Here is a 22,555-nt window from a genome sequence, read left to right as displayed (position 1 = left end):
ATGAAAAAAAGAACTTATTTATCAGCAGGATTGGCTTTGTTGATCGGGACATTGTCGGTTCATGCGTCTCCGGGATTATCGGATGTCAAGAGCCGTGTATTACCGGCGGTTTATAAATCGAAAAACGGACTGACCCAAAAGGTCGAGATCTCCGTAAAACATGAAGGAGAACCTTCTACAGTGACGATCCATTTAGGCGAGCAAAGCCATAAAGAGAAACTGGTGTCCGGGGATAATGTATTCCGAATCGAGATACCCGAGGTTAGCACGACTCGCCAATTACCGTTGACGTTGACAAGTGGGAAAGAGAAAGAGGAAACTACGGTGACCGTAAAACCGGTTCGACATTGGCAGATGAATATGGTGCAACACACCCATACGGATATCGGTTATACCCGTTCCCAAATGGAAATCTTGGCAGAACAGCTTCGATACATTGATTATGCGTTGGATTATTGTGACGCTACGGATAATTATCCGGATTTCGCTAAGTTCCGTTGGACTTGCGAGATCGCTTGGGCGGTTAGCGAATATTTGAAATGTCGTCCTGTGGAACAGATCGCTCGCCTGAAGCAACGGGTAAAAGAGGGCCGTATTGAATTAGCTACGATGTTCTTGAATTTTGACGAATTACCGGATGAGCAGACACTTGCCGCTTCTCTTTATCCGATCAAGCAATTCAGGGAAAATGGGATGCGTGCCGAGGTAGCTATGCAAGACGACGTGAATGGTATCGGTTGGTGTTTCAGCGAGTATTTCGCAGATGCCGGCGTGAAATATGTGAATATGGGAACCCATGGTCATCGAGCGTTGATCTGCTTTGATAAACCTACGGTGTTTTGGTGGGAATCACCTTCTGGGAAGAAGGTCTTGACTTATCGTGCGGAGCATTATCACTATGGTAATTTTTTCGGGATTCATACAGATAACTTTGACCAGTTTGAGGAGCGTGTTTTAACTTATTTAGGTGAAATGGAAGCGAAAAATTATCCGTATGATATATTAGCGGTGCAGCATTCGGGATATCTTACGGATAATGCGCCCCCTTCGACTAAAAGTTGCGAGATGTTACAGAAATGGAATGAGAAGTATGAATGGCCGAAATTACGCACGGCGGTAGCCAGTGAGTTTTTTAAGACGGTAGAGAGCCAATATGCGGATCATATTCAGACTATTCGTGGAGCTTGGCCGGATTGGTGGACGGATGGTTTCGCTTCCGGTGCCCGTGAAGCCGCCATATCTCGTGTGACTCATTCGGATATTATCGCGAATCAAGCCGGATTGTCATTTGCTAAAATGCTAGGCGCTCAATTGCCGAAAGACATCAATGATCGGATTCAGGACATCAACAAAGCTCTTTTGTTCTATGATGAGCATACTTTCGGGCATAGCGAGAGCGTACGTAACGCTTATGGACTGGAAACTTGGGAACAACGCTCCTTGAAACAATCGTATGCGTGGGAAGCCTATCGCCATTCCGGTTTGCTGGGAGAGGCTACTATGGGTATATTACAATCATTCGTGCCTAAAAGCGACGTTCCGTCTATCGCTGTATTCAATACGCTCAACTGGAGTTATAGCGGTATCGCTAAAGCTTATGTCGATCATCAGATTCTTCCGAAAGACAAGGCTTTCGAGATCGTGGATGCGGCTGGCAACGTAATTCCCGCACAAGCTGGCGAAAGCCGTTCCGACGGTACCTATTGGAGCTTTTACGTGAAAGATGTCCCGGCCTTGGGATATGCGCAGTATTATATAAAAGTAAAGGATGCGCCACGTCCGGAAATACAGGGCGCAACGGAATTAAAAGAGACACATGTGGAGAATCCTTGGTATGCCATCGACTTCAATACCCGTAAAGGTACGATTCGTAAATTATATGATAAGGATTTGAACAAACAATTGGTTACGCCGGATGCGGAATGGGAGATGGGAGAGTTTATTTATGAGATTATCGATAGCCGTCATCCGATGGAACAATATCGTGCTCCCCAATTCCTCCGCTGTCGTCCCGAGAAGATGCGTTTCGAGAAATATGAGAAAGGCGATGTTTGGGATACATATCGTTTCCGGGGAGAGACAGTAGCGGGACGTGAGCCGAATAATTTGATGGTGGAATTCCGTGTATTTAACGTAACAAAGAAAATCGAGGTAGTTTATCGCTTGCGTAAAAAAGCGGTAACAGATCCGGAAGCGGTTTATATCGCTTTCCCGTTTGAGGTTGAAGGTGGAAAGATCCATTTGGATGTACCCGGTGGATCGATCGAGGCGGGTGTAGACCAAATCCCGGGTTCCTCTAACGATTGGTACACGGTGCAAAACTTCGCTACGGCTCGTAACGCAGAGTCGCAAGTCGTGATGGGTAGCCAAGAAATACCATTAATGCAATTTGGGGCGATCAATACGGGGCGGTATAAGGCCGGAGCCGTACCTCAGTCCACGAATATGTATTCATGGCCGATGAACAACTATTGGGTAACCAATTTCAATGCGGACCAAATGGGAGAGATGCAATGGAGTTACTTCATCAACTCTTCGAAAGACAACTCTATTGAGTATGCGACTAAGTTCGCTTGGGAAAACCGGATTCCGTTCTTGACCCGTGTTTTGCCTGCCGGAGATAAAAAGGTGGAGCCTCTCCAATCGGCTTCCATTTTCAAGATCGTACCGGAGAATTTGTTGTTGGTAAACATGAGGCCTGTGGAAGGCGAGAATGCTGTTATGCTTCAATTGCGTGAGATAGGCGGGAAGCCAGCTACTTTCTCCGTAACTTCAGATAAAATTAATTTTGTGAAAACTACGGTTTGTGATGTCGTAGGAGACCCAGTTTCGGGGAATCCGTTGAGTTTCGCTCCGTGGGAGAATAAGTTTATAAAATTATCTTGGTAGCATGGTAGGGGCGGGGTTTGCCCGCCCTTATCCAGTTTGTCTTATGTTTGTATATTGAATGTTTTGATAGGATTTAATCCCAAATAAATCGGTATTATTCTAAGCAGAAGACTTGTTTGTGTTAGAGTGATGGGTGGAGAGTGTTATGAGAGACTCTGTTTCGGATAATTCCTTATTGGATTTCAAGCCTTGTGGGAATAAGTCCATGGCGCTTTCTTGGTAGAAAGATTGTAGATAATGTGGTTCTTCTTTTATTTATAAAGGGGGCTAAGTTTTTTCATATTATCCAGTCTCTGAATATATTATCTGTTTTTTTCATAGAAGCCATGCTAGTGCCATTTTCGCCTAGCCTTGAATCTCAATAAATTTAACATTTGTTTGTTGTAACCAATTTAAAGTGTTTTTACTGCTAATATTTGATAGTTAATTATTTATGTGATAGAAAGACGATGATACTATTGTAAGTCCGTACGGAACAATATATTTTTAGTACATTTAAGGGTTGATATTCTTGGTTTCAAGGGATGATTTGTGATAAATGTGTCATTTTTATTAAAAAAATACTATAGATTTAAGTCTGGTTTACAAAAAAGTTATACATTTGCCCAGTTTTTCATGATATAGACCATGAATGGCGCACTAGTTCCGTACGAACTATGTCTATTCTAGAATATAATATTACATATAAATGTAATCAATCTAAACTTAATTTAAAACAAGAGCAAAATGACAAAGAATGAATCTAAGCTATTATCCATTCAGGGGATAGCTAAAGCCTCAGCGTTCTGTTTGCTGCTTTCTGCCTTCTCTGTAAACGCCGCTATGGCCGCTCCCGCTCCCGCAGGCACGGTTGATGAAGTAATGGCAGTGCAGCAAGGCAAGAAAGTAACAGGTGTGGTTGTTGACGGTACAGGTGAGCCTGTTATTGGCGCTAACGTGGTGGTGAAAGGCACTACAAACGGTACGATCACTGATTTTGATGGAAATTATACGATCGAGGGTGTGCCCGCCGACGGAATATTGGTATTTTCCTATATCGGTTACTTGTCGCAAGAGATCCCCGTAGGAAACCAGTCTGCTATCAATGTGACCTTGAAAGAGGACACGCAGACATTGGATGAGGTCGTGGTAGTAGGTTACGGTACGATGAAGAAATCTGACGTGACAGGTTCTATCTCTACGGCTAAAGGAGAGGATATGCTGAAGGCGCAGAACTTTAGCGCATTGGACAACTTGCGCGGTAAGGCTGCCGGTGTAAACATCTTCTCTAACTCTAGCCAGCCGGGTGCTTATGGTAGCCGTGTTGTTATCCGTGGTCAAGCTACGATTAACGCTTCATCCGACCCGTTGTACGTTGTGGACGGTGTCGTAATGGAGAACTTTTATTTGATGAACCCGAATGATATCGAGTCAATGGAGGTATTGAAAGACGCTTCCGCAACCGCTATCTATGGTGCTCGTGGCGCGAACGGTGTCGTAATGGTAACTACCAAACGTGGAAATAAGAAAGGGGAAGGAACGCTTATTAGCTATGCAGGATCCGTGAGTGTAGCGAGTCGTTCTCGTAAAATGGATCTAATGAACTCACAGGAGTGGTGTGACGCATTCATGACAGGTATAGAGAATGAAAATAAATGGGGATCGCATACCGTAAATGGAGTTGAGGTTCCGTTTAATTGGTCTACGGATCGTTCATATTGGTTTTCTGACAGTCGTTTCTTTGATTCCAATGGTAATCCCTTGTATGATACGGATTGGCAAGATGAGGCTATGCGTACAGCTATCTCCCATAATCATCAGTTGAATATCCAACAGGGAGGAGAGAAGTCTTCTGTGGGAGCGTTCTTGAACTACACGGATAATCAAGGCATCTTGAGGAATACTTATTCCAAACGTTTGAATGGAAAACTTACTTATGATGCGGATCCTACGAAATGGTTGTCTACATCAGTGAATTTAGCGGTTAACCATACATGGGGCAACTCTACGAAAGAGGAAGGTGGTGCCCAAGACGCTCGTCGTACGATGGTTGAGATGCTGCCTTGGCTGCCTGTATCTTATGATGGGAAATATACAAATTCCAATACGCCGAACATGCCTATGAACTTTGAGTCCATGGCGAATCCATATCATATTCTGACAACACAAAAGAATATGAACTACAACACGAAGATTTTTGGAAATGCCGCCTTGACTTTCCATATTATCGAAGGTTTGGATTTGAAGACCCAATTTGGTGTTGATGCGAACTTCCAGTCTTTACATGCTTACACTCCAAGCGACTTGAATAACTTGGGTAAAGACCAACAAGGTGTAGCGGAAAGAAGACAAGCGAATACCCTATACTGGCAGGAAGAGACTTATTTGACTTATAATAAGACTTTTGGAGAACATAGGATTAACGCTATGGCTGGTTTGTCTTGGCAGGAACGTAAGTACGACTACTCAAGAATGTATACGAAGACATTCAGTAGCGACCGTTATGAGGATTTCAATATGGGTGCCGGAACAGTTCCAGACTCTCCTACGACGTATTGGGAACGTTGGGCCATGAACTCCTATTTCTTGCGTTTCGCCTATACTTTCAAGGATCGCTACTCCGCGACGGTAACAGGTCGTTATGATGGTTCATCCAAGTTTGGTGATAATAATAAATATGCCTTCTTCCCATCCGCAGGTTTAGCTTGGAACATCACACAAGAAGATTTCATGGGTGACCAGAACACGATCAGCAATTTGAAATTACATACAAGTTATGGTTTGACCGGTAACTCTGAGATCGGTGTTTACAAATCGCTGGCTACGGTCTCTAGCGGTACATTATTGTTGAATGGGGTACGTAACGGATATTCCTATTTAGGTACTTTGCCTAACTCGGATTTGAAATGGGAGAAAACAGCTCAGTTTGATATAGGTTTTGACTTAGGATTGTTCCATAACCGTATCTCATTAGACGCTTCTTACTATAATAAGAAGACTAGCGATTTGCTGTTAGACTCTCCGGTTCCTCATACAACCGGCTTCAAGACCGTTTACCGGAATATCGGCTCTATCCGTAACCAAGGTTTGGACTTGATGGTAACCACTCGTAACATAGATACGAAGGATTTCTCTTGGACAACGTCTATCAATGCCAACTACAATAAGAACGAGGTACTTTCCTTGGGTGAGAACGATGAGGATATCCTACAGAATGGCTTCTTAAATGGTTATTCACTTTTGCGTGTAGGAGAGAGCGTCGGTAGTTTCTATGGTTTCAGACGCTTGGGCGTTTATACGACTGAGGATTTTGAGGCAGGCAAATGCGAGAAAAAGCAGATTGGTCGTGCCAAACGCTCTGAAGAAAGAGAGATCTTGGGTAAAGGTACACCGGACTGGACCGGATCAATGATCAATACTTTACGCTGGAAGAACTGGGACTTCACATTGGATTTGCAATTTGTGGCTGGCGTTCAGACAGTGCAAGAGTTCTACCACTCTACCTATGACCGTTTTGGACAAACGAATGGTTTGAGTAATATTTTGTATGATGCGTATAATGGAACGAATCCGGGAAGTATGCAGCAGGCTGTGTATTTGTTCAATACAGGTCATGCGGACCAAGATACCCAATTCGACTCTCAATGGGTAGCCAATGGCTCTTACTTGCGTGCGAACTTGATTCAGCTGGGTTATAACTTTGATTCTAACCAACTGAAGAAAACTCCATTCAGCAGTTTACGTGTTTATTTCAACGTAAACAATGCGTTCTGCATTACCTCGAAAGAGTTTAATGGATACGATCCAGAGAGTACCTCACAGATTGATAATAGCAGTGAAAGAGGTACTGTCTCAGCTGGTCAATTTGGTCAGAACATGACTTTCTTCTCATATCCAAGAGCGAGAACTTTCACTTTGGGTATAAATGTGGCATTTTAATTAAATTAAATTATCAAGAGAACAACGATGAAAAAAATATTAACAACAGCGATCTTATGCGCGGGATTGGTAGGTTTTACCTCCTGTGATAGTTTCTTGGAAGAGACTCCTAAGTCTGCATTGACCTTGGAAACTTATTACAAGACAGGCGCAGATATTATCGAGAACGTCAATTATTTATATCGTACAGGCGCTCCAGAGAAAATGGGTAGCATGACGGGTGCCTACCGTGGCTCCAGCTTGTCGGTAATGAATATGGTGACAGGGTATTTCACAAATGACTTTGAAGGCCAAGAGGTGGATTGCGCATATGCGCGTAAATTGACGCGGCAGAACTTTACGCAGTCTGTTTGTAACTATCAAACCAATGGTGTCTGGACGGATTGCTATAAAGTGATCAATATCGCTAACGCTGTATTGAAGTATGTTGATGGCGTGGAGATGGAGAACAAAGCGCAATATAAGGCTGAGGCTCGTTTCTTCCGTGCGTTGAACTATTTCTATTTGGTGAAGATGTTTGGTGATGTCCCAATGATGACAGAACCGACCGAGGACGCTACTTTGATCGAATATCCTACCCGTACGGCTAAGGCTACTATTTACGAGCAGATCATTGTTCCGGACTTAAAGGAAGCTGCAGAGAATTTACCTTCCGCTACATTCTCCGGTAATGGACACCGTGTAACAAAGTATGCGGCAGATATGTTATTGGCCAACGTCTATATGATGCTAGGTGATCATAGTAACGCCATCGCTCCGTTACGTGATGTGATCAATAGTGGGCTTTTCTCATTGACCGCTAATGAGGATTTGGCTTTAAATAGTGCGTTTAACAAGCTACGGGCTACCGACGATCTTCCCGAGGTTATCTACGCTCGCGAATTTGATGCGTCTATCTCCAATACTGGAAACTTGCCTGTCCATGCTTTTAATGGTGACGCTGAGGCATTCTTTACTGCGTCTTCTACTAAAAACAAATATTCCTTATGGGTGAACGTTTATGGCATAAGCAACCAATATTTGAATGTTTATGAAGGCAATGACTTACGTGTTCAACCGAACCAATTCTTCCAATGGGAATATACACATCCTATCGACGGAACAAAGATTACTTTTGGTACGGCCAATAATCCTGTAGCATGTAACTGGTATTGGTACGATGAGACCGCTATTTTGGAAACAGGTATCGGTACAAAGGACTGGAACTTTTACCGTTACGCAGAAACTTTATTGTCAGCGGCTGAATGTATCGCGCAATCCGGAAGTGTAACTTCTGAAGCTGCCAATTATTTAGCACAGGTAAAAGCCCGTGCGAATACTGAGGGTAAAACTGCTGCGGACATTGCTTCATCTTTACAGACTATGGGTAAACAAGCCTTCATCGAAGAGTGTTGGAAAGAGCGTTTGCGTGAATTTCCATTGGAGATGAAGATGTGGGATGACTGTCTTCGTACAAATAAATTCCCTGTGATTTCAACAACCAATAAAGGCCAAGTTACATTTGTTGACTTAGTAGGTGCTACTAATGGTAGTGGCGCTACGTTCAAGGCTACAGACTTGGTATGGCCGATCCCTGTTGAAGAGATCCAACGTAACCCGAATTTGACTCAAAACGAAGGTTATTCCGCTCAATAATATTTAAGAGGGTGCTAAATTTAAAATGCACCCTCTCTAAATAGATTTATCTATAATAAGCTTTTTTGTTACATTATTCTTAAACTTTAAATTTATACATTTATGAAAAAGTTATTCAAGATTGTATTTGTATTAGGAGCTATTTTTTTTTCATCTTACTGCATAGCAAGTGACAATTATGTAGAGGCTAACAAGATAAATAGTGTAGAGACTGTAAGTTTTCCTTCCATAAAAGGAGAGACCTATATCCCTGTCGAGTTTACTTCATACTATGAGGTTGACTTAGGTGGAACAGTAAAATGGATGGTATCACCTTCTGAAAATGCTTATTTTAACAATCGTAAAGATACAGGTAATCCTATTGGTATCCGGTTTACGAGACCGGGTGAATACACTTTATCTTGTTCAAATGGGGAAAGAGGGGCGATGATCTCAATAACAGTACATAAATAATAAATAAAGAGATCATAAATCAATTTTTGAAAAATAAAGAATAAAACTAGATATATTTTAGTTTTTTTTATAACTGATGGCGTTTAAAGGGAGGGATGATTTATCATTCTTCCCTTTTTTATAGTATTCGGCTAACCCGTAAGTTGTCATAAAATACAAACTAACCTTCTAAGAACCGATCCAAAAGACTAGATAGTGTTTTTGCTGATAGAAAAGATTCTATTCAGTATGGATTTTTCCTTAATATAAAAAAACCATCATCCACAACGGAATCTTATTGCCAAACCCTATTTCTATATCATCCGCAACGATAAAACCGTTCGGTATTCCCTCTATTTGTGAGTACCCTTTTCGCTTGCCACCGATCTCGAACGTATAAATTCCATCCACCAAAAAATCGCTGGCTTCGCTCATTGTTACTTGGTGAGACTTTTTCAATTGGTTTGCGAAGAACGTCTCTCGTATGTTGCCGATATTCGCTTCTGAAGGCGAGAGGACATACATCAGATTCGTATTTTCCAAGTAGATTTTGTCTGGTTTTTGCAGGCGGGAGATGCCAAAAGCAGATTTCAGTAGATTGTAGGTCAGCTTGCTTTCCGCTAATACGCTTAGATAAGTCAATAAAGCGTTTCTCGTGATACCAATCCTTTCGCTGAGCTTACTGATATTCGGGATAAAAGGAGCCGACTCGGATATGATTAATAATAATTGCTTTATCTTGGGCAAATAGGAGATATCCACTCCTCTCAATTGTGGTAGCTCCACCTCCAGTGGGGGTATTTATGTACCTCATCCAAGTATAAGCGTGTTCCTCCTCGTTTCACGAAACGATCCGCAAAGTCATATAATCTATTGTCAGAGAAATAGATATTATCTAGGCTGACATATAAGGTTCGTTCGTCTTGCGGAAAATTTCGCTTGATATGTTGTAGCAACAACGTAGTCTTGCCCACTCCCCGAGTACCTCTTATGCCGATCAACCGGGCATCCCAATTAATTTCGTACATCGTGCTTTTAATAAAGGCGGTAGAGGTAAATCGCAACTTCTTTCGATACATCTCTATCAATCGATCCATAATCGTACTTATATATATGCAAATATATATGAATTGTTTATAGCAGAAAGCAATTTTAGGCGTTTTTTGTTTACAGGAGAAAGCAATTGCTTATCCCCTAGCCTGTGTCAAAGTAAAAGATGCTTATGAAGTACTAGTGACTTGGCAAAGTAATATATACTGCATGGGCAAAATAAGTATATATCCTTTGAGCAAGTCAGTAGTATTGCTCAGAAAATCATTTTTTTTCTTCACCTTCCAATCGTCCTTCTAACTTAGCGGAATCTAGTACGTTATTTCTTGCTCTTTTGTTTTCATAGTTGAAAGTGAATAATAAGACAACCAAACCAAAATTCTGTATATTATACATTGTTTCATGCAACTTGCTGACTAATCAAGCTACCAAAAAGAGAGGGAAGGATGATCGCTCATTCCCTCCCTCTCTAGCCATCAGTTATTGAAATTTATTATTGAACGGCATAACCCTCATTTTGAGTCAAACTCGGGTTACGTTGCATCTCGTTCAAAGAGATCGGCCATAACAAGTCGGAAGACTTGAAGGTCGCGCCGGAAGCGTTCTTTGCGCCAACTAAGTCAACGTATGTAACCTTACCCTTCTCTGTAGAAGAGATTACAGGGAACTTACCTGTACGCAAACAGTCATCCCAAATCTTGAATTCCAACGGGAACTCACGCAAACGCTCTGTCCAGCATTCCTCGATAAAGGCCTGCTTACCTAATTTCTGAAGATCGGCAGTAATTGCGGCTACCGTCTTACCTTCCATGTTTGCACGAGCCTTAACTTGTGCCAAATAGCCGGCAGCCTCAGCTGTTACACCTTGAGACTGAGCGATAGATTCAGCAGCGTCAAGCAAAGCCTCTGCGTAACGGAAGATATCACGGTCTTTCGTAGAACGTCCTGTGTTCAACAAAGCGTCCTCATCATACCAGAACCAGCAACCACAAGCATTCTCAGGAGCCGTCCAAGTCTTGCCATTATCCGGATTTGTATAATTCCAATGGAAGAATTGATTTGGCTGGATACGTAAGTCGTTTGCCGCATACACGTTCAAGAATTGATTCGTTGGCCCATATGTACGCTCAAAGATAGAATACGTACCAAATATAGCTGTAGCCGCTGAGTTGAATGCATAAGTAGGCCACCAACCACCGTTACTGATCGTTGCGTTGTACTCATAAGAATAGATAGACTCAGCCAAACCGTCTGTCGTACGGATCTTATTATAGGCAGAACCCAATGCTAAATCATCGTTGGTTGCCAAAGCATGCGGAGAATCGATCACCGTCTTTACCGCAGAAGCAGCGTCGGCATACTTACCTTGTTGCATATAAACGGAAGTCAAAACCATAGCGGCAGCATACTTCGTGATACGGTTACTATTGTTGTAGAAAGTAGCAGCCGGCAAAGCATTAACGGCATCCTTCAAGTCGGATTCGACCTGAGCATATACTTGCTCTACAGAAGCACGCTCCAAATACATGTTCTCCATAGATTCGTACGGCTCTACTGTCAATGGAACACCACCAAAGATCTTCACCAAGTTGAAGTAGTTCCAAGCTCTAAAGAACTTTGCCTCACCGATCAAACGATTTGCCAAAGACTGATCCATTGAGATCTCGGGGATATACTTGATAGCGCCATTAGCTACGTTGATAGCCTTGTAGCAATCATCCCATATACCGTCAATAGTTACGGAAACAGTCATCGTATTCTGCTGACGAGTCAACTCGCGAGAATATTTACAAGTCAGCTCCTGACCTTCATAACTGTTTGTAAAGTAACCGGTCAATTGTCCTGTGATAGAGGCAAACGGACCTACGTAAGCACTACCCGCACCTGTGAGCTTACTTGAAGCTCCCGTACGATACAAATAGTTCACGTTAGCCTGAGCTTGAGCCTCTGTCTGGTAATAATCCGGGGCTGTCAACGATGACTTCGGTTTCTCTTCCAAGAAATCATTACATGCGCTGAACCCGGTTAAACAAGCGCATGCAATCGCTACTGTCAATATTTTTTTCATTTCTAAAAATTCTACTGATTAAATGAATTAAAATGTTACATTAACACCGAACGTGAAAGTTCTCGCTCTTGGATAAGAGAAGAATACCATGTTCTGACCGAACTTATTACTATCACCCTGCGATGTACCCTCAGGATCGTAACCTGTGAAATCGCTAGCAGTAATCAAGAATAAGTTATTCGCACTTGCGTACAAACGCAAAGCAGACAAACCGATCTTGCTAATCACGTTTGAGTCAAAAGTATAACCCAATTGCAACATGTTACAACGCAAGTAAGAACCATTGGCGATCCATTGAGAATCTACTGTCGTATCCTGACCTGCATGGCCTGAGTTACACAAGTAAACAGCCTGTTGCATCGTGTTCGGGTTCGATCCGTTATATGCGTCATATAAAATATTGCTCAAACCATTCGTGATACCGAAACGGTCGTAAGTAGAGTGGTAGAACTGTTGCATGGTCTCAACACCCCATACGAACTGCAAGTCCATCGTCAAATCGAAGTTTTTGTAAGAGAAGTTGTTGATCCAGCTTCCAGTCCAGTCCGGCATACCTTTGCCGATGATCTCTTTCTTATCCGTACGTTTCGCACGACCGATCTGGTTCTTCTCGCACAAGCCGTTATTGAAATCTTCCTCCGTATAAACACCCAAACGTCTGTAGCCATAGAAAGAACTCATGTTCTCACCTACACGCAAGATACTTTCAGAACCACCTACCCAGCTGTTCATCTCGATATCCTCATTATTGTCGCCCAACTGAAGGATCTTGTTCTTGTTGAAGTTTAAGTTAATCGTAGAACTCCAATTGAAGTCTTGTGTCTGAACTGGGCGTGCGCTGATCATTAAGTCCATACCTTGGTTTCTTACAGAACCGATATTCTTATACACTGTCGTGAAACCTGTAGTGTGAGGAATCGGGCAATCCAACAATAAGTCGGTTGTCTTCTTGTTATAGTAAGCTACATCGAAAGACAAGCGGTTCTGCCAGAATCCAATCTCGAAACCAACATCAAACTGACCAGTCTTCTCCCATTTCAAATCCGGGTTCGCCATAGAGCTGATGTAAGAATACGGAGCGCGAATATCGTTGATCAAAAGCGTACCAGAAGAAACACGAGCCAATGACCGATAAGTGTCAATCTCGGAGTTACCAGTCAAACCGTAGCTAGTGTGCAACTTCAAATTGCTGATCGTGCTTTGATCTTGCATGAAATCCTCTTGAGAGATATTCCAAGCCAAACCTGCAGATGGGAAGAACGCATACTTGTTGTTTTCACCAAACTTAGAGGAACCATCGACACGACCTGTTACGGTTGCGGAGTAACGATCTTTATATGTATAAGCGAAACGCAAGAAATAAGAGTTCATCGCCCACCGATCGTAAGAAGACTCAGGAGATGCCGGAGTTGTACCTGCGGACATATTATTGTCCTCAAAGAAATCATCCGAGAAACCTTCTGTTCGTGCCTTATTCCACTTTTGCACACGCTCTTGCCAAGACAAACCAGCCATAGCGTTGATACGATGATCACCGAATACCTTATTGTAAGTCAAGTAAGTCTCCTCCTGCCAATAAAGTGTATTCCAATTTTGGTACTCAGCCCAACCATTCGGCATGGAGATGTTGTTCAAATCGATAGAAGAATAACCTCTATACGTTTTATTATGATGGTCAAGACCTAGTTGAGTCTTCAAATCCAAACCTTCAGCCAAGTGGAATGTCAAAGCGGCGTTACCAAACACCTGCGTGTTGTAGCGCATACGTTTTTGCATATCCAAGATCATGACTGGGTTAGACATACCCTCAAAGCCTAATACATCACCAATGGAAGAAGAGGTAGAAGTGGTATATTTACCATTCTTATCGCGAATCGGCATCCAAGGAACCATCTCGATCATGGTACGACGAGCCTCTTGGCCACCACCATCCTCAGGCGTATAACGCCCCCATGTATGGTTAACCAATACATTGACTGCCGTAGACAACCACTTCGTAGGATTTGCGTCGTATGCCAACTTCGCATTAATACGCTTATTATACGTATTGTTTACAATACCCTGTTGATCCGTATAGTTCAAGAAAGCACCCATTGAAGAGCTCTTACCCGCTTGTTGGATATTCAACTGATGGTTGTGAGAAACCGCAGTACGAGTAGCCTCATCTTGCCAATTCGTATCATACAGAGGATTACCGTTTGCATCAAAGAAATCTGAATCATTAAACCAATCAGCACGGTTCAAAGACCAATTTTTACCTTGCCACTTATTCTCGTTTTCCAGACCAATCATGAATGCGTCACACCACTCTTGGGCGTTCATCGTATCCATCTTACGAGCGATATGGCTTGCGCTGACAGATCCTTGATAGCTAACCTGTACACCTTCACCATCTTTCTTACCACGCTTCGTAGTTACCATGATAACACCATTGGCACCACGAGCACCGTAGATAGCGGCAGCGGAAGCATCTTTCAAGACCTCCATAGACTCGATATCATTCGGGTTCACCAAGTCGAAGTTCTCCATAACAACACCGTCTACCACATATAGAGGGTTTGAAGAAGCGTTGATAGTAGCCATACCACGGATAACGACACGGTTAGAATAAGCACCCGGCTGGCTGGAGTTTGAGAAGATGTTTACACCAGATACCTTACCGCGCAAGTTGTCTAGCGCACTAAAGTTTTGATTCTTTGTCAAGTCGTCTCCTTTAGCCACACCGATAGAACCGGTCACGTCTGACTTACGCATCGTACCATAACCTACAACTACAACCTCGTCCAAAGTTTGAGTGTCCTCTTTTAAAGTTACTTTTATTGAAGATTGATTTCCCACCGGGATCTCTTGGGACAAATAACCGATATAGGATACCACCAAGATGTCATTTGCGGACACGCCTTCCAACGAGTAATTACCGTCGAAGTCCGTGATCGTACCATTTGTAGTGCCTTTCACCACCACGTTAGCGCCAATAACAGGCTCACCTGTACCGTCAACAACCACACCTGTTACTTTCTTGCCTTGCTGCACTGCCATTACTTCATCAACCGTGCCTGCGGGAGCGGGAGCGGCCATAGCGGCGTTTACAGAGAAGGCAGAAAGCAGCAAACAGAACGCTGAGGCTTTAGCTATCCCCTGAATGGATAATAGCTTAGATTCATTCTTTGTCATTTTGCTCTTGTTTTAAATTAAGTTTAGATTGATTACATTTATATGTAATATTATATTCTAGAATAGACATAGTTCGTACGGAACTCGCATGTGATATTTAATCTTTTTCGGGAATGATAAAAGTGCGATGAATAGGGCATGATCTAGCTCATTGGATTTCTTTTTTCTAATTCTTTTTGTTAGATTTGCACCTAGATTCGTATAATGCCAGAAATTCATAAGAAAGAAAGGGATATTTCTAAATAAATGACACGAGAATCACTTTCTATTCATGTTAATTAAATGGATATTTGTAGTCCAACTATGAATATAAAACACAAAAACGGATAAATTATATTATTAATTAAATAGCTATATCATGAAGAAAAAAAGCGTTTGGGCTTTAGCTTTAGCGGCGATGTTGATGTGGGTGGGAAAACCTGCGGTAGCGGCTGTGAATGAGGCTTTTGATCCAGTAGAGTATGTAAACCCGCTAATGGGTACGCAATCTTCTTTTGAGTTGTCTACAGGAAATACCTATCCGGCGATCGCTCGTCCGTGGGGTATGAATTTCTGGACTCCTCAGACAGGAAAGATGGGAGATGGATGGCAATATGTATATACGGCTAACAAGATCCGTGGCTTTAAACAGACCCATCAGCCAAGCCCGTGGATCAATGATTACGGACAATTTGCAATCATGCCGGTGGTTGGTAAACCGGAATTCGACCAAGATAAACGTGCGAGCTGGTTCTCGCATAAAGGAGAGATCGCCAAGGCTTATTACTATAAGGTATATCTGGCGGAGCATGACGTGGTAACGGAATTAACGCCGACAGATCGTGCCGCTATGTTCCGTTTCACTTTCCCGGAAAACGAGCATTCTTATATCGTGGTGGATGCCTTGGATAAGGGGTCTTATATCAAGGTGATTCCGGAGGAGAATAAGATCATCGGTTATTCAACGAAGAATAGCGGTGGGGTTCCCGATAATTTCAAGAATTATTTTGTGATCGAGTTTGATAAGCCTTTCACATACGAGGCTACATTTGCCGACGCTTCTTTGAAAGAGGGTGCGAAGGAGCAAACGAGTGACCATGTAGGAGCCGTAATCGGTTTCAAGACGAAGAAGGGTGAAATCGTTCATGCGAAGGTGGCTTCCTCTTTTATTAGCTTCGATCAGGCCGCTATCAACATGAAGGAATTAGGTAACGATAACTTTGATACCTTGGTTCAGAAAGGTAAGGATGTTTGGAATGAGCATTTGAGCAAGATCGAGGTTGAGGGTGGAGATTTGGATCAATATCGTACGTTCTATTCTTGTTTCTATCGTTCATTGTTGTTCCCTCGTAAGTTCTATGAGATCAACGCTCAGGGCGAGGTGGTACACTACAGTCCGTATAATGGTGAGGTATTACCGGGTTATATGTTTACCGATACCGGATTCTGGGATACGTTCCGTAGTTTGTTCCCATTCTTGAACTTGATGTTCCCGTCGGTAAACAAGGAGATGCAAGAGGGCTTGATCAATACATATAAGGAAAGCGGCTTCTTCCCGGAATGGGCAAGTCCGGGTCACCGTGGTTGCATGGTCGGTAATAACTCGGCGTCTATCTTGGTAGACGCTTATATGAAGGGTGTGAAGGTTGACGATTTGGAGACTTTATATAAAGGTTTGATTCATGGTACGGAAAACGTTCACCCGAAGGTCTCTTCTACAGGACGTCTGGGTCATGAATATTATAATAAGTTAGGATATGTTCCTTACGACGTGAAGATCAACGAGAACGCCGCCCGTACATTGGAATATGCTTACAATGACTGGTGTATCTGGCAGATCGCTAAACAACTAGGCCGTCCGAAAAAGGAATTGGAATTATATGCCCGTCGTGCGTTGAACTATAAGAACCTGTACGACAAGGAAACCAAGTTGATGCGTGGCAAGAATGAGAATGGCGAGTTTATGGCTCCGTTCTCTCCGCTGAAATGGGGTGACGCTTTCACGGAAGGTAATAGCTGGCATTATTCATGGTCTGTATTCCACGATCCTCAGGGATTGATCGACTTGATGGGCGGTAAGGATTCATTTGTGATGATGCTTGACTCCGTATTTGCTGTACCGCCTTTGTTCGATGATAGCTACTACGGTGGTGTGATCCACGAGATCCGTGAGATGACCGTGATGAATATGGGTAACTACGCTCATGGTAACCAGCCGATCCAGCATATGATTTATTTATATAACTATGCGGGTCAACCTTGGAAGGCTCAATATTGGTTACGTCAAGTAATGAATAAGATGTATACTCCGGGTCCGGATGGTTATTGCGGTGATGAGGATAATGGCCAGACTTCCGCTTGGTATGTATTCTCAGCGTTAGGATTCTATCCGGTAGCTCCGGGTACGACCCAATATGTGTTGGGCGCTCCACTGTTCAAGAAGGCTACGATCCATTTTGAGAATGGAAACAACTTGGTGATCAATGCCCCGAACAACAGCGATAAGAATATCTATATCGAATCCATGACGTTCAACGGCAAGAACTACACTAAGAATTATCTGGATCATAACGATTTGTTTAAGGGTGGCGTGATCGACTTCAAGATGGGTGACAAGCCGAATATGAATCGTGGTATTAATCCGGAGGATATGCCTTACTCATTCTCCGTAAACGAGGAAGGGATCAATAAACTTTCCCCTATTTCTGTAAAACCTAGTAAAAAGAAGAAATAAGCAATTAAGATGAATTTCATTCATAAACCATTAATGTCAGGCATAGCGATATGCCTGACATTTTTCGCATACTCCTGTGCTACACCGGAGAAAACGGAAAACAAGACAGACTTTACCGCATATGTAGATCCTTATATCGGATCGGGAGAGCACGGACACGTATTTGTCGGGGCGAACGTTCCGTTTGGAGCTGTTCAAGTAGGTCCTCAGAATATTTTTAAGGGATGGGACTGGTGTTCCGGTTACCATTACTCCGATAGTATCATTATCGGATTTAGTCATACGCATTTGAGCGGAACCGGATGTTCTGATCTGGGGGATATCCTTCTGATGCCTTATACGGGCGAGGTACGTACCGCCCGTGGCGAGCAAGATAATATAGAGGGAGCCGCTTCTTCCTATTATAAACATGCCAACGAAGCTGTAGCTCCGGGATATTACTCTTTGCTGATGGATAATGGCGTAAAAGCGGAGTTGACGGCAACCGAGCGTGTAGCCTTACATCGTTATACGTATCCGTCGGGAAGCGAGCATCGCCTCTTGATCAACTTGAAGGAAGGTATCGGTGATAAAGCGTATGACACTTATTTGAAGAAGATTGATGAGTACACGATCGAGGGGTACCGTTTTTCCAAAGGTTGGAGCCCACGTCACAAAGTATTCTTTACGTTGAAATGTGATCAGCCGATCGAGTCTTTGGCTGTATTCAACGATGATGAGGCCGCGGGTAATGATGAGTTGACAGGCGAGTCCGTAAAGGGAGTGATTACCTTTAAGGGAGATGCCCCGACCGCCTTGGTAAAGGTCGCTATCTCTTCCGTAAGTTGCGAGAATGCCTTGGCTAACTTACGTGCGGAGCTTTCTCATTGGGATTTCGACGAGGTTCGTAACGAGGCTATCGATAAATGGAATGATCAATTATCTTGTATCTCCATCGATACGAAAGATGAGCGTGCCAAGAAGGTTTTCTATACCGCCATGTACCATGCGTTTATCGCTCCGACGTTGTATTGCGACGCGAATGGCGATTTCCGTGGCCATGACGATAAGGTGTATACGAACAATACTTGGAAGAACTATTCCACTTTCTCTCTATGGGATACGTATCGTACCTTGCATCCGTTGTTCACGATTATCAAGCCTCAATATGTGTCGGATTTGGTGAACTCTATGTTAAGCATTTACGACCAGCAAGAGAAATTACCGATCTGGCCGTTGATTGGTGGTGAGACGGATCAAATGCCGGGATATAGCGCTGTGCCTATTATTGCGGATGCCTATCTGAAAGGTTTTACCGGCTTTGACGCCGACCGTGCGTATCGTTATATGGTTGCTTCCTCTGTCTATGAGAAGCAAAACGGGGTGCCGTACGTGTTGGAAAAAGGCTATATCCCTTGTGATAAGGTACGTGAGGCTACTTCTATCGCGATGGAATACGCAGCCGATGATTGGGGTATCGCCTTGATGGCGAAAAAAATGGGCAAGACGGAGGATTACCAGAATTACTTGAAACGTGGTAAATATTATACGCAGTATTTTGATAAGGATATCAACTTTATCCGTCCGAAAATGAATGATGGCAACTGGCGTACGCCGTACGATCCGATCCAGTCCATACATAGCGTAGGCGATTTCTGTGAGGGAAATGGTTGGCATTATACATTCTTCGTGCCCCAGCATCCGGAAGGCTTGATCGAGTTGATGGGTGGCGACGCTCCGTTTATCTCGAAACTGGATTCTTTGTTCTTGGTGGAAGGTGAGTTAGGAGAGAACGCCTCTCCGGATATCAGTGGCTTGATCGGCATGTACGCCCATGGAAATGAGCCGAGCCATCATGTCACTTATCTTTATCCTTACGCCGGCGAGCAATGGAAGACAGCCGAGAAAGTTCGTTACATCCAAGATGTGTTCTATACCGACCAGCCGGAGGGCATCATCGGAAACGAGGATTGTGGCCAGATGTCCGCTTGGCATATCATGTCTGCCTTGGGATTTTACCAAGTAAATCCTTCCAATGGTGTGTTCGTGTTCGGTAGCCCGTTATTTGATAAGGCTTCCGTTCATTTGCCGGAGGGTAAGACTTTCGAGGTCGTAGCCCAGAACAACAGCAAGGAGAATGTATATATCCAATCCGTGTTGTTAAATGGTAAACCTTATAACAATTCTTATATCCTGTATGATGACATCGTGAAGGGAGGGAATCTTACCTTTGTGATGGGAAGTACACCGAATAAGGAGTTCGGAGCTGCCCCGGAAAATCGTCCGAAGACGGCTGAGTAAATAGCTCCCTTACTAGTGAGCGGTTAGCTCTGTTACCCGTGAGACAACGTCTCACGGATTGCCGGGAAAGTACCCGGCTGAGAAGCAAAGAATAATTAACGAATTAATAATCGACAAAATGAAGACAAAGCTTAAAACTTCGATGGCCCTTTTGGCTTCCGCTTTCCTGTGGGTGTCATGCGCCGGTGGGGGAGGGACTTCTCCTTCGGCGATGGACCCGGTGGATTACGTGAATCCTTATATGGGAAACATCAGCCATTTATTGGTGCCTACTTTCCCGACCGTGCATTTGCCGAACAGTATGCTACGTGTATATCCGGAGCGTGCGGACTTCACGGGCGACCGTCTGGGCGGTTTGCCTATTATCGTGACAAACCATCGTGAGCGTTCCGCGTTCAATTTATGCCCTTATCAAGGTGACGAATCCGGCTTGCGACCCGTGATCGCTTATAGCTATGACCGGGAGAAGATCTTGCCGTACCGTTATCAGGTATATCTGGATAATGAGGAAATCGACGTGGATTTCGCCCCGTCCCATCAAAGTGCCGTATATTCGCTCACTTTCGAGAAAGAGGGACCGGCTTATCTGGTATTTAACAGCCGTAACGGACAGCTACAAGTAAATGGTAACGCCGTAAGCGGTTATCAATACATAGATAGGAAAACGAAAGTCTTTTTATATGCCGAGACGAACCAGAAGCCTGTGAAAGCGGGTGCATTGTCAAACGGCAGTGTCAACTATAACGAGACCTCCGTGGAAGGTACCAATGCCGCTATCGCCCTTTCCTTCGGGGAGGACGTGAAGAAACTTGGCGTTCGCTACGGTATCTCTTTTATCAGCGAGGAACAGGCGAAGAAGAATCTGGAGCGTGAGATCGCCGCTTACGACGTGGATGTGGTAGCGAAGATCGCCCGCAACGATTGGAACGACGCTTTAGGTAAAATACAAGTACAAGGCGGTACCAAGGATGAGAAGACCGTATTCTATACCTCTTTATATCGTTGCTACGAACGCCCGATTTGTTTGAGCGAGGACGGACATTATTACAGCGCTTTCGACGGAAAGATCCATGAGGATGGCGGACGGCCTTTCTATACGGACGACTGGATTTGGGATACCTACCGTGCTACGCATCCCCTGCGTGTCTTGATCGATAATGAGCGTGAGAACGATATCATCAACTCTTATCTCCTGATGGCGGAGCAGATGGGTACCGACTGGATGCCTACCTTCCCGGAGGTGACGGGAGATACACGCCGTATGAACTCAAACCATGCTGTCGCTACCGTGATCGACGCTTACCGCAAGGGCTTGCGTGGGTTTGAGCTGGAAAAGGCTTATATCGCTTGTAAGAAAGGTATCGAGGAAAAGACCTTGATCCCGTGGTCTGCCGCTCCCGCCGGTTGGTTGGACGATTTCTACAAGGAACATGGCTATATTCCTGCGTTGAGACCGGGAGAGAAAGAGACGGTGCCTAACGTATCCATTTGGGAAAAACGTCAGCCGATCGCCGTGACTTTAGGAACTTCGTATGATGAATGGTGCTTGTCCCAGATCGCTCAAGAATTGGGAAAGAAAGACGAGGCGGATTATTATTTGCGTCGCTCTTACAATTACCGGAACGTATTTAATCCGGAGACAGGTTTCTTCCATCCGAAAGATAAGGATGGCAAGTTTATCTATCCATTGGATTACCGTTATGATGGTGGTCTGGGTGCCCGTGATTATTACGATGAGAATAACGGATATATTTATCGTTGGGACGTACAGCATAATATCGGTGACTTGATCTCTTTGATCGGAGGCAATGAGGCGTTTACCTCTGCCTTGGATTCCATGTTCAATACGCCGCTGGGTATGTCTAAATGGCAATTCTATTCCACGCTTCCGGATCATACGGGTAACGTAGGTATGTTCTCTATGGCGAATGAGCCGAGCTTGCATATCCCGTACTTGTATAATTATGCGGGTAAGCCTTGGATGACGCAGAAACGTATCCGTACCTTATTGAATCAATGGTTCCGCAATGATTTGATGGGTGTACCGGGTGATGAGGACGGTGGTGGTATGTCCGCTTTCGTTGTCTTCAGTCAGATGGGATTCTATCCGGTGACTCCGGGTTCTCCTACCTATAATATCGGTAGCCCGATGTTTACCGACGTGAAAGTGGATATGGGTAACGGCAATACGTTCGAGATCCGTGCGAATAACGCGTCCGATGAGAATAAATACGTACAATCCGCTAAGTTGAACGGCGTAACCTTGAACCAGCCTTGGTTCAATCATAGCGATATCGTCGCCGGTGGTTTGTTAGAGTTAGAGATGGGGCCGAAAGCGAATAAGGAATGGGGATTGGGAACGCCTCCTCCTTCTGCCGCTCCGATGCCTAAGTAAA

Annotated in this window: 11 protein-coding genes; 7 read left to right on the top strand and 4 right to left on the bottom strand. The window is 43.9% G+C overall.

From position 1 onward, the window contains the following. The 4 genes from DW033_RS13045 to DW033_RS13030 all read left to right on the top strand — a co-directional run bounded on the left by DW033_RS13045 (position 1) and on the right by DW033_RS13030 (position 8,895). Entirely contained in the window at positions 1-2,889 is a 2,889-nt protein-coding gene (locus DW033_RS13045; protein WP_122382816.1) for a glycosyl hydrolase family 38, read from the top strand. Between the two features lie 726 nt (positions 2,890-3,615). After that, a complete protein-coding gene (locus DW033_RS13040) occupies positions 3,616-6,807 on the top strand; it encodes a TonB-dependent receptor (RefSeq protein ID WP_048927828.1) in 3,192 nt (1,063 codons plus the stop codon). Positions 6,808-6,834: 27 nt separating this feature from the next. Continuing rightward, positions 6,835-8,442 carry a RagB/SusD family nutrient uptake outer membrane protein gene (locus tag DW033_RS13035; RefSeq protein ID WP_048927827.1) on the top strand — a complete coding sequence of 536 codons (1,608 nt, stop codon included), beginning with the start codon at positions 6,835-6,837 and terminating at the stop codon, positions 8,440-8,442. 102 nt (positions 8,443-8,544) lie between these two features. Further along, a complete protein-coding gene (locus tag DW033_RS13030) occupies positions 8,545-8,895 on the top strand; it encodes a hypothetical protein (protein WP_121961057.1) in 351 nt (116 codons plus the stop codon). Between the two features lie 240 nt (positions 8,896-9,135). Here DW033_RS13030 and DW033_RS25335 read toward each other — a convergent pair whose 3' ends face one another. The 4 genes from DW033_RS25335 to DW033_RS13010 all read right to left on the bottom strand — a co-directional run bounded on the left by DW033_RS25335 (position 9,136) and on the right by DW033_RS13010 (position 15,166). Next, positions 9,136-9,660: a hypothetical protein gene (locus DW033_RS25335; protein ID WP_368314963.1), complete on the bottom strand. Its 525-nt coding sequence runs from the start codon at positions 9,658-9,660 to the stop codon at positions 9,136-9,138. Further along, positions 9,642-9,971 carry an AAA family ATPase gene (locus DW033_RS25330; RefSeq protein WP_370453717.1) on the bottom strand — a complete coding sequence of 110 codons (330 nt, stop codon included), beginning with the start codon at positions 9,969-9,971 and terminating at the stop codon, positions 9,642-9,644. The genes DW033_RS25335 and DW033_RS25330 overlap by 19 nt, the downstream gene beginning before the upstream one ends. Positions 9,972-10,417: 446 nt before the next feature. Beyond that, a complete protein-coding gene (locus DW033_RS13015; RefSeq protein ID WP_005866428.1) occupies positions 10,418-11,992 on the bottom strand; it encodes a RagB/SusD family nutrient uptake outer membrane protein in 1,575 nt (524 codons plus the stop codon). Between the two features lie 27 nt (positions 11,993-12,019). Further along, a complete protein-coding gene (locus DW033_RS13010; RefSeq protein WP_048927820.1) occupies positions 12,020-15,166 on the bottom strand; it encodes a TonB-dependent receptor in 3,147 nt (1,048 codons plus the stop codon). A 358-nt stretch (positions 15,167-15,524) separates the two neighbouring features. On the opposite strand from DW033_RS13010, the gene DW033_RS13005 reads away from it, so the two are divergent. The 3 genes from DW033_RS13005 (at position 15,525) to DW033_RS12995 (ending at position 22,554) form a co-directional block, all read left to right on the top strand. Continuing rightward, entirely contained in the window at positions 15,525-17,879 is a 2,355-nt protein-coding gene (locus DW033_RS13005; RefSeq protein ID WP_008779639.1) for a GH92 family glycosyl hydrolase, read from the top strand. Between the two features lie 9 nt (positions 17,880-17,888). Then, positions 17,889-20,159, top strand: a complete 2,271-nt coding sequence (locus DW033_RS13000; protein WP_036613973.1) for a GH92 family glycosyl hydrolase — start codon at positions 17,889-17,891, stop codon at positions 20,157-20,159. A 118-nt stretch (positions 20,160-20,277) separates the two neighbouring features. Then, complete coding sequence (locus tag DW033_RS12995; RefSeq protein WP_122382815.1) at positions 20,278-22,554, top strand: GH92 family glycosyl hydrolase; 2,277 nt, start codon at positions 20,278-20,280, stop codon at positions 22,552-22,554. Position 22,555 lies beyond the last annotated feature (1 nt).

The organism is Parabacteroides sp. AF39-10AC, from assembly GCF_003635405.1.
Classification (GTDB): domain Bacteria; phylum Bacteroidota; class Bacteroidia; order Bacteroidales; family Tannerellaceae; genus Parabacteroides; species Parabacteroides distasonis.
This window is presented reverse-complemented; position numbering and strand designations above follow the sequence as displayed.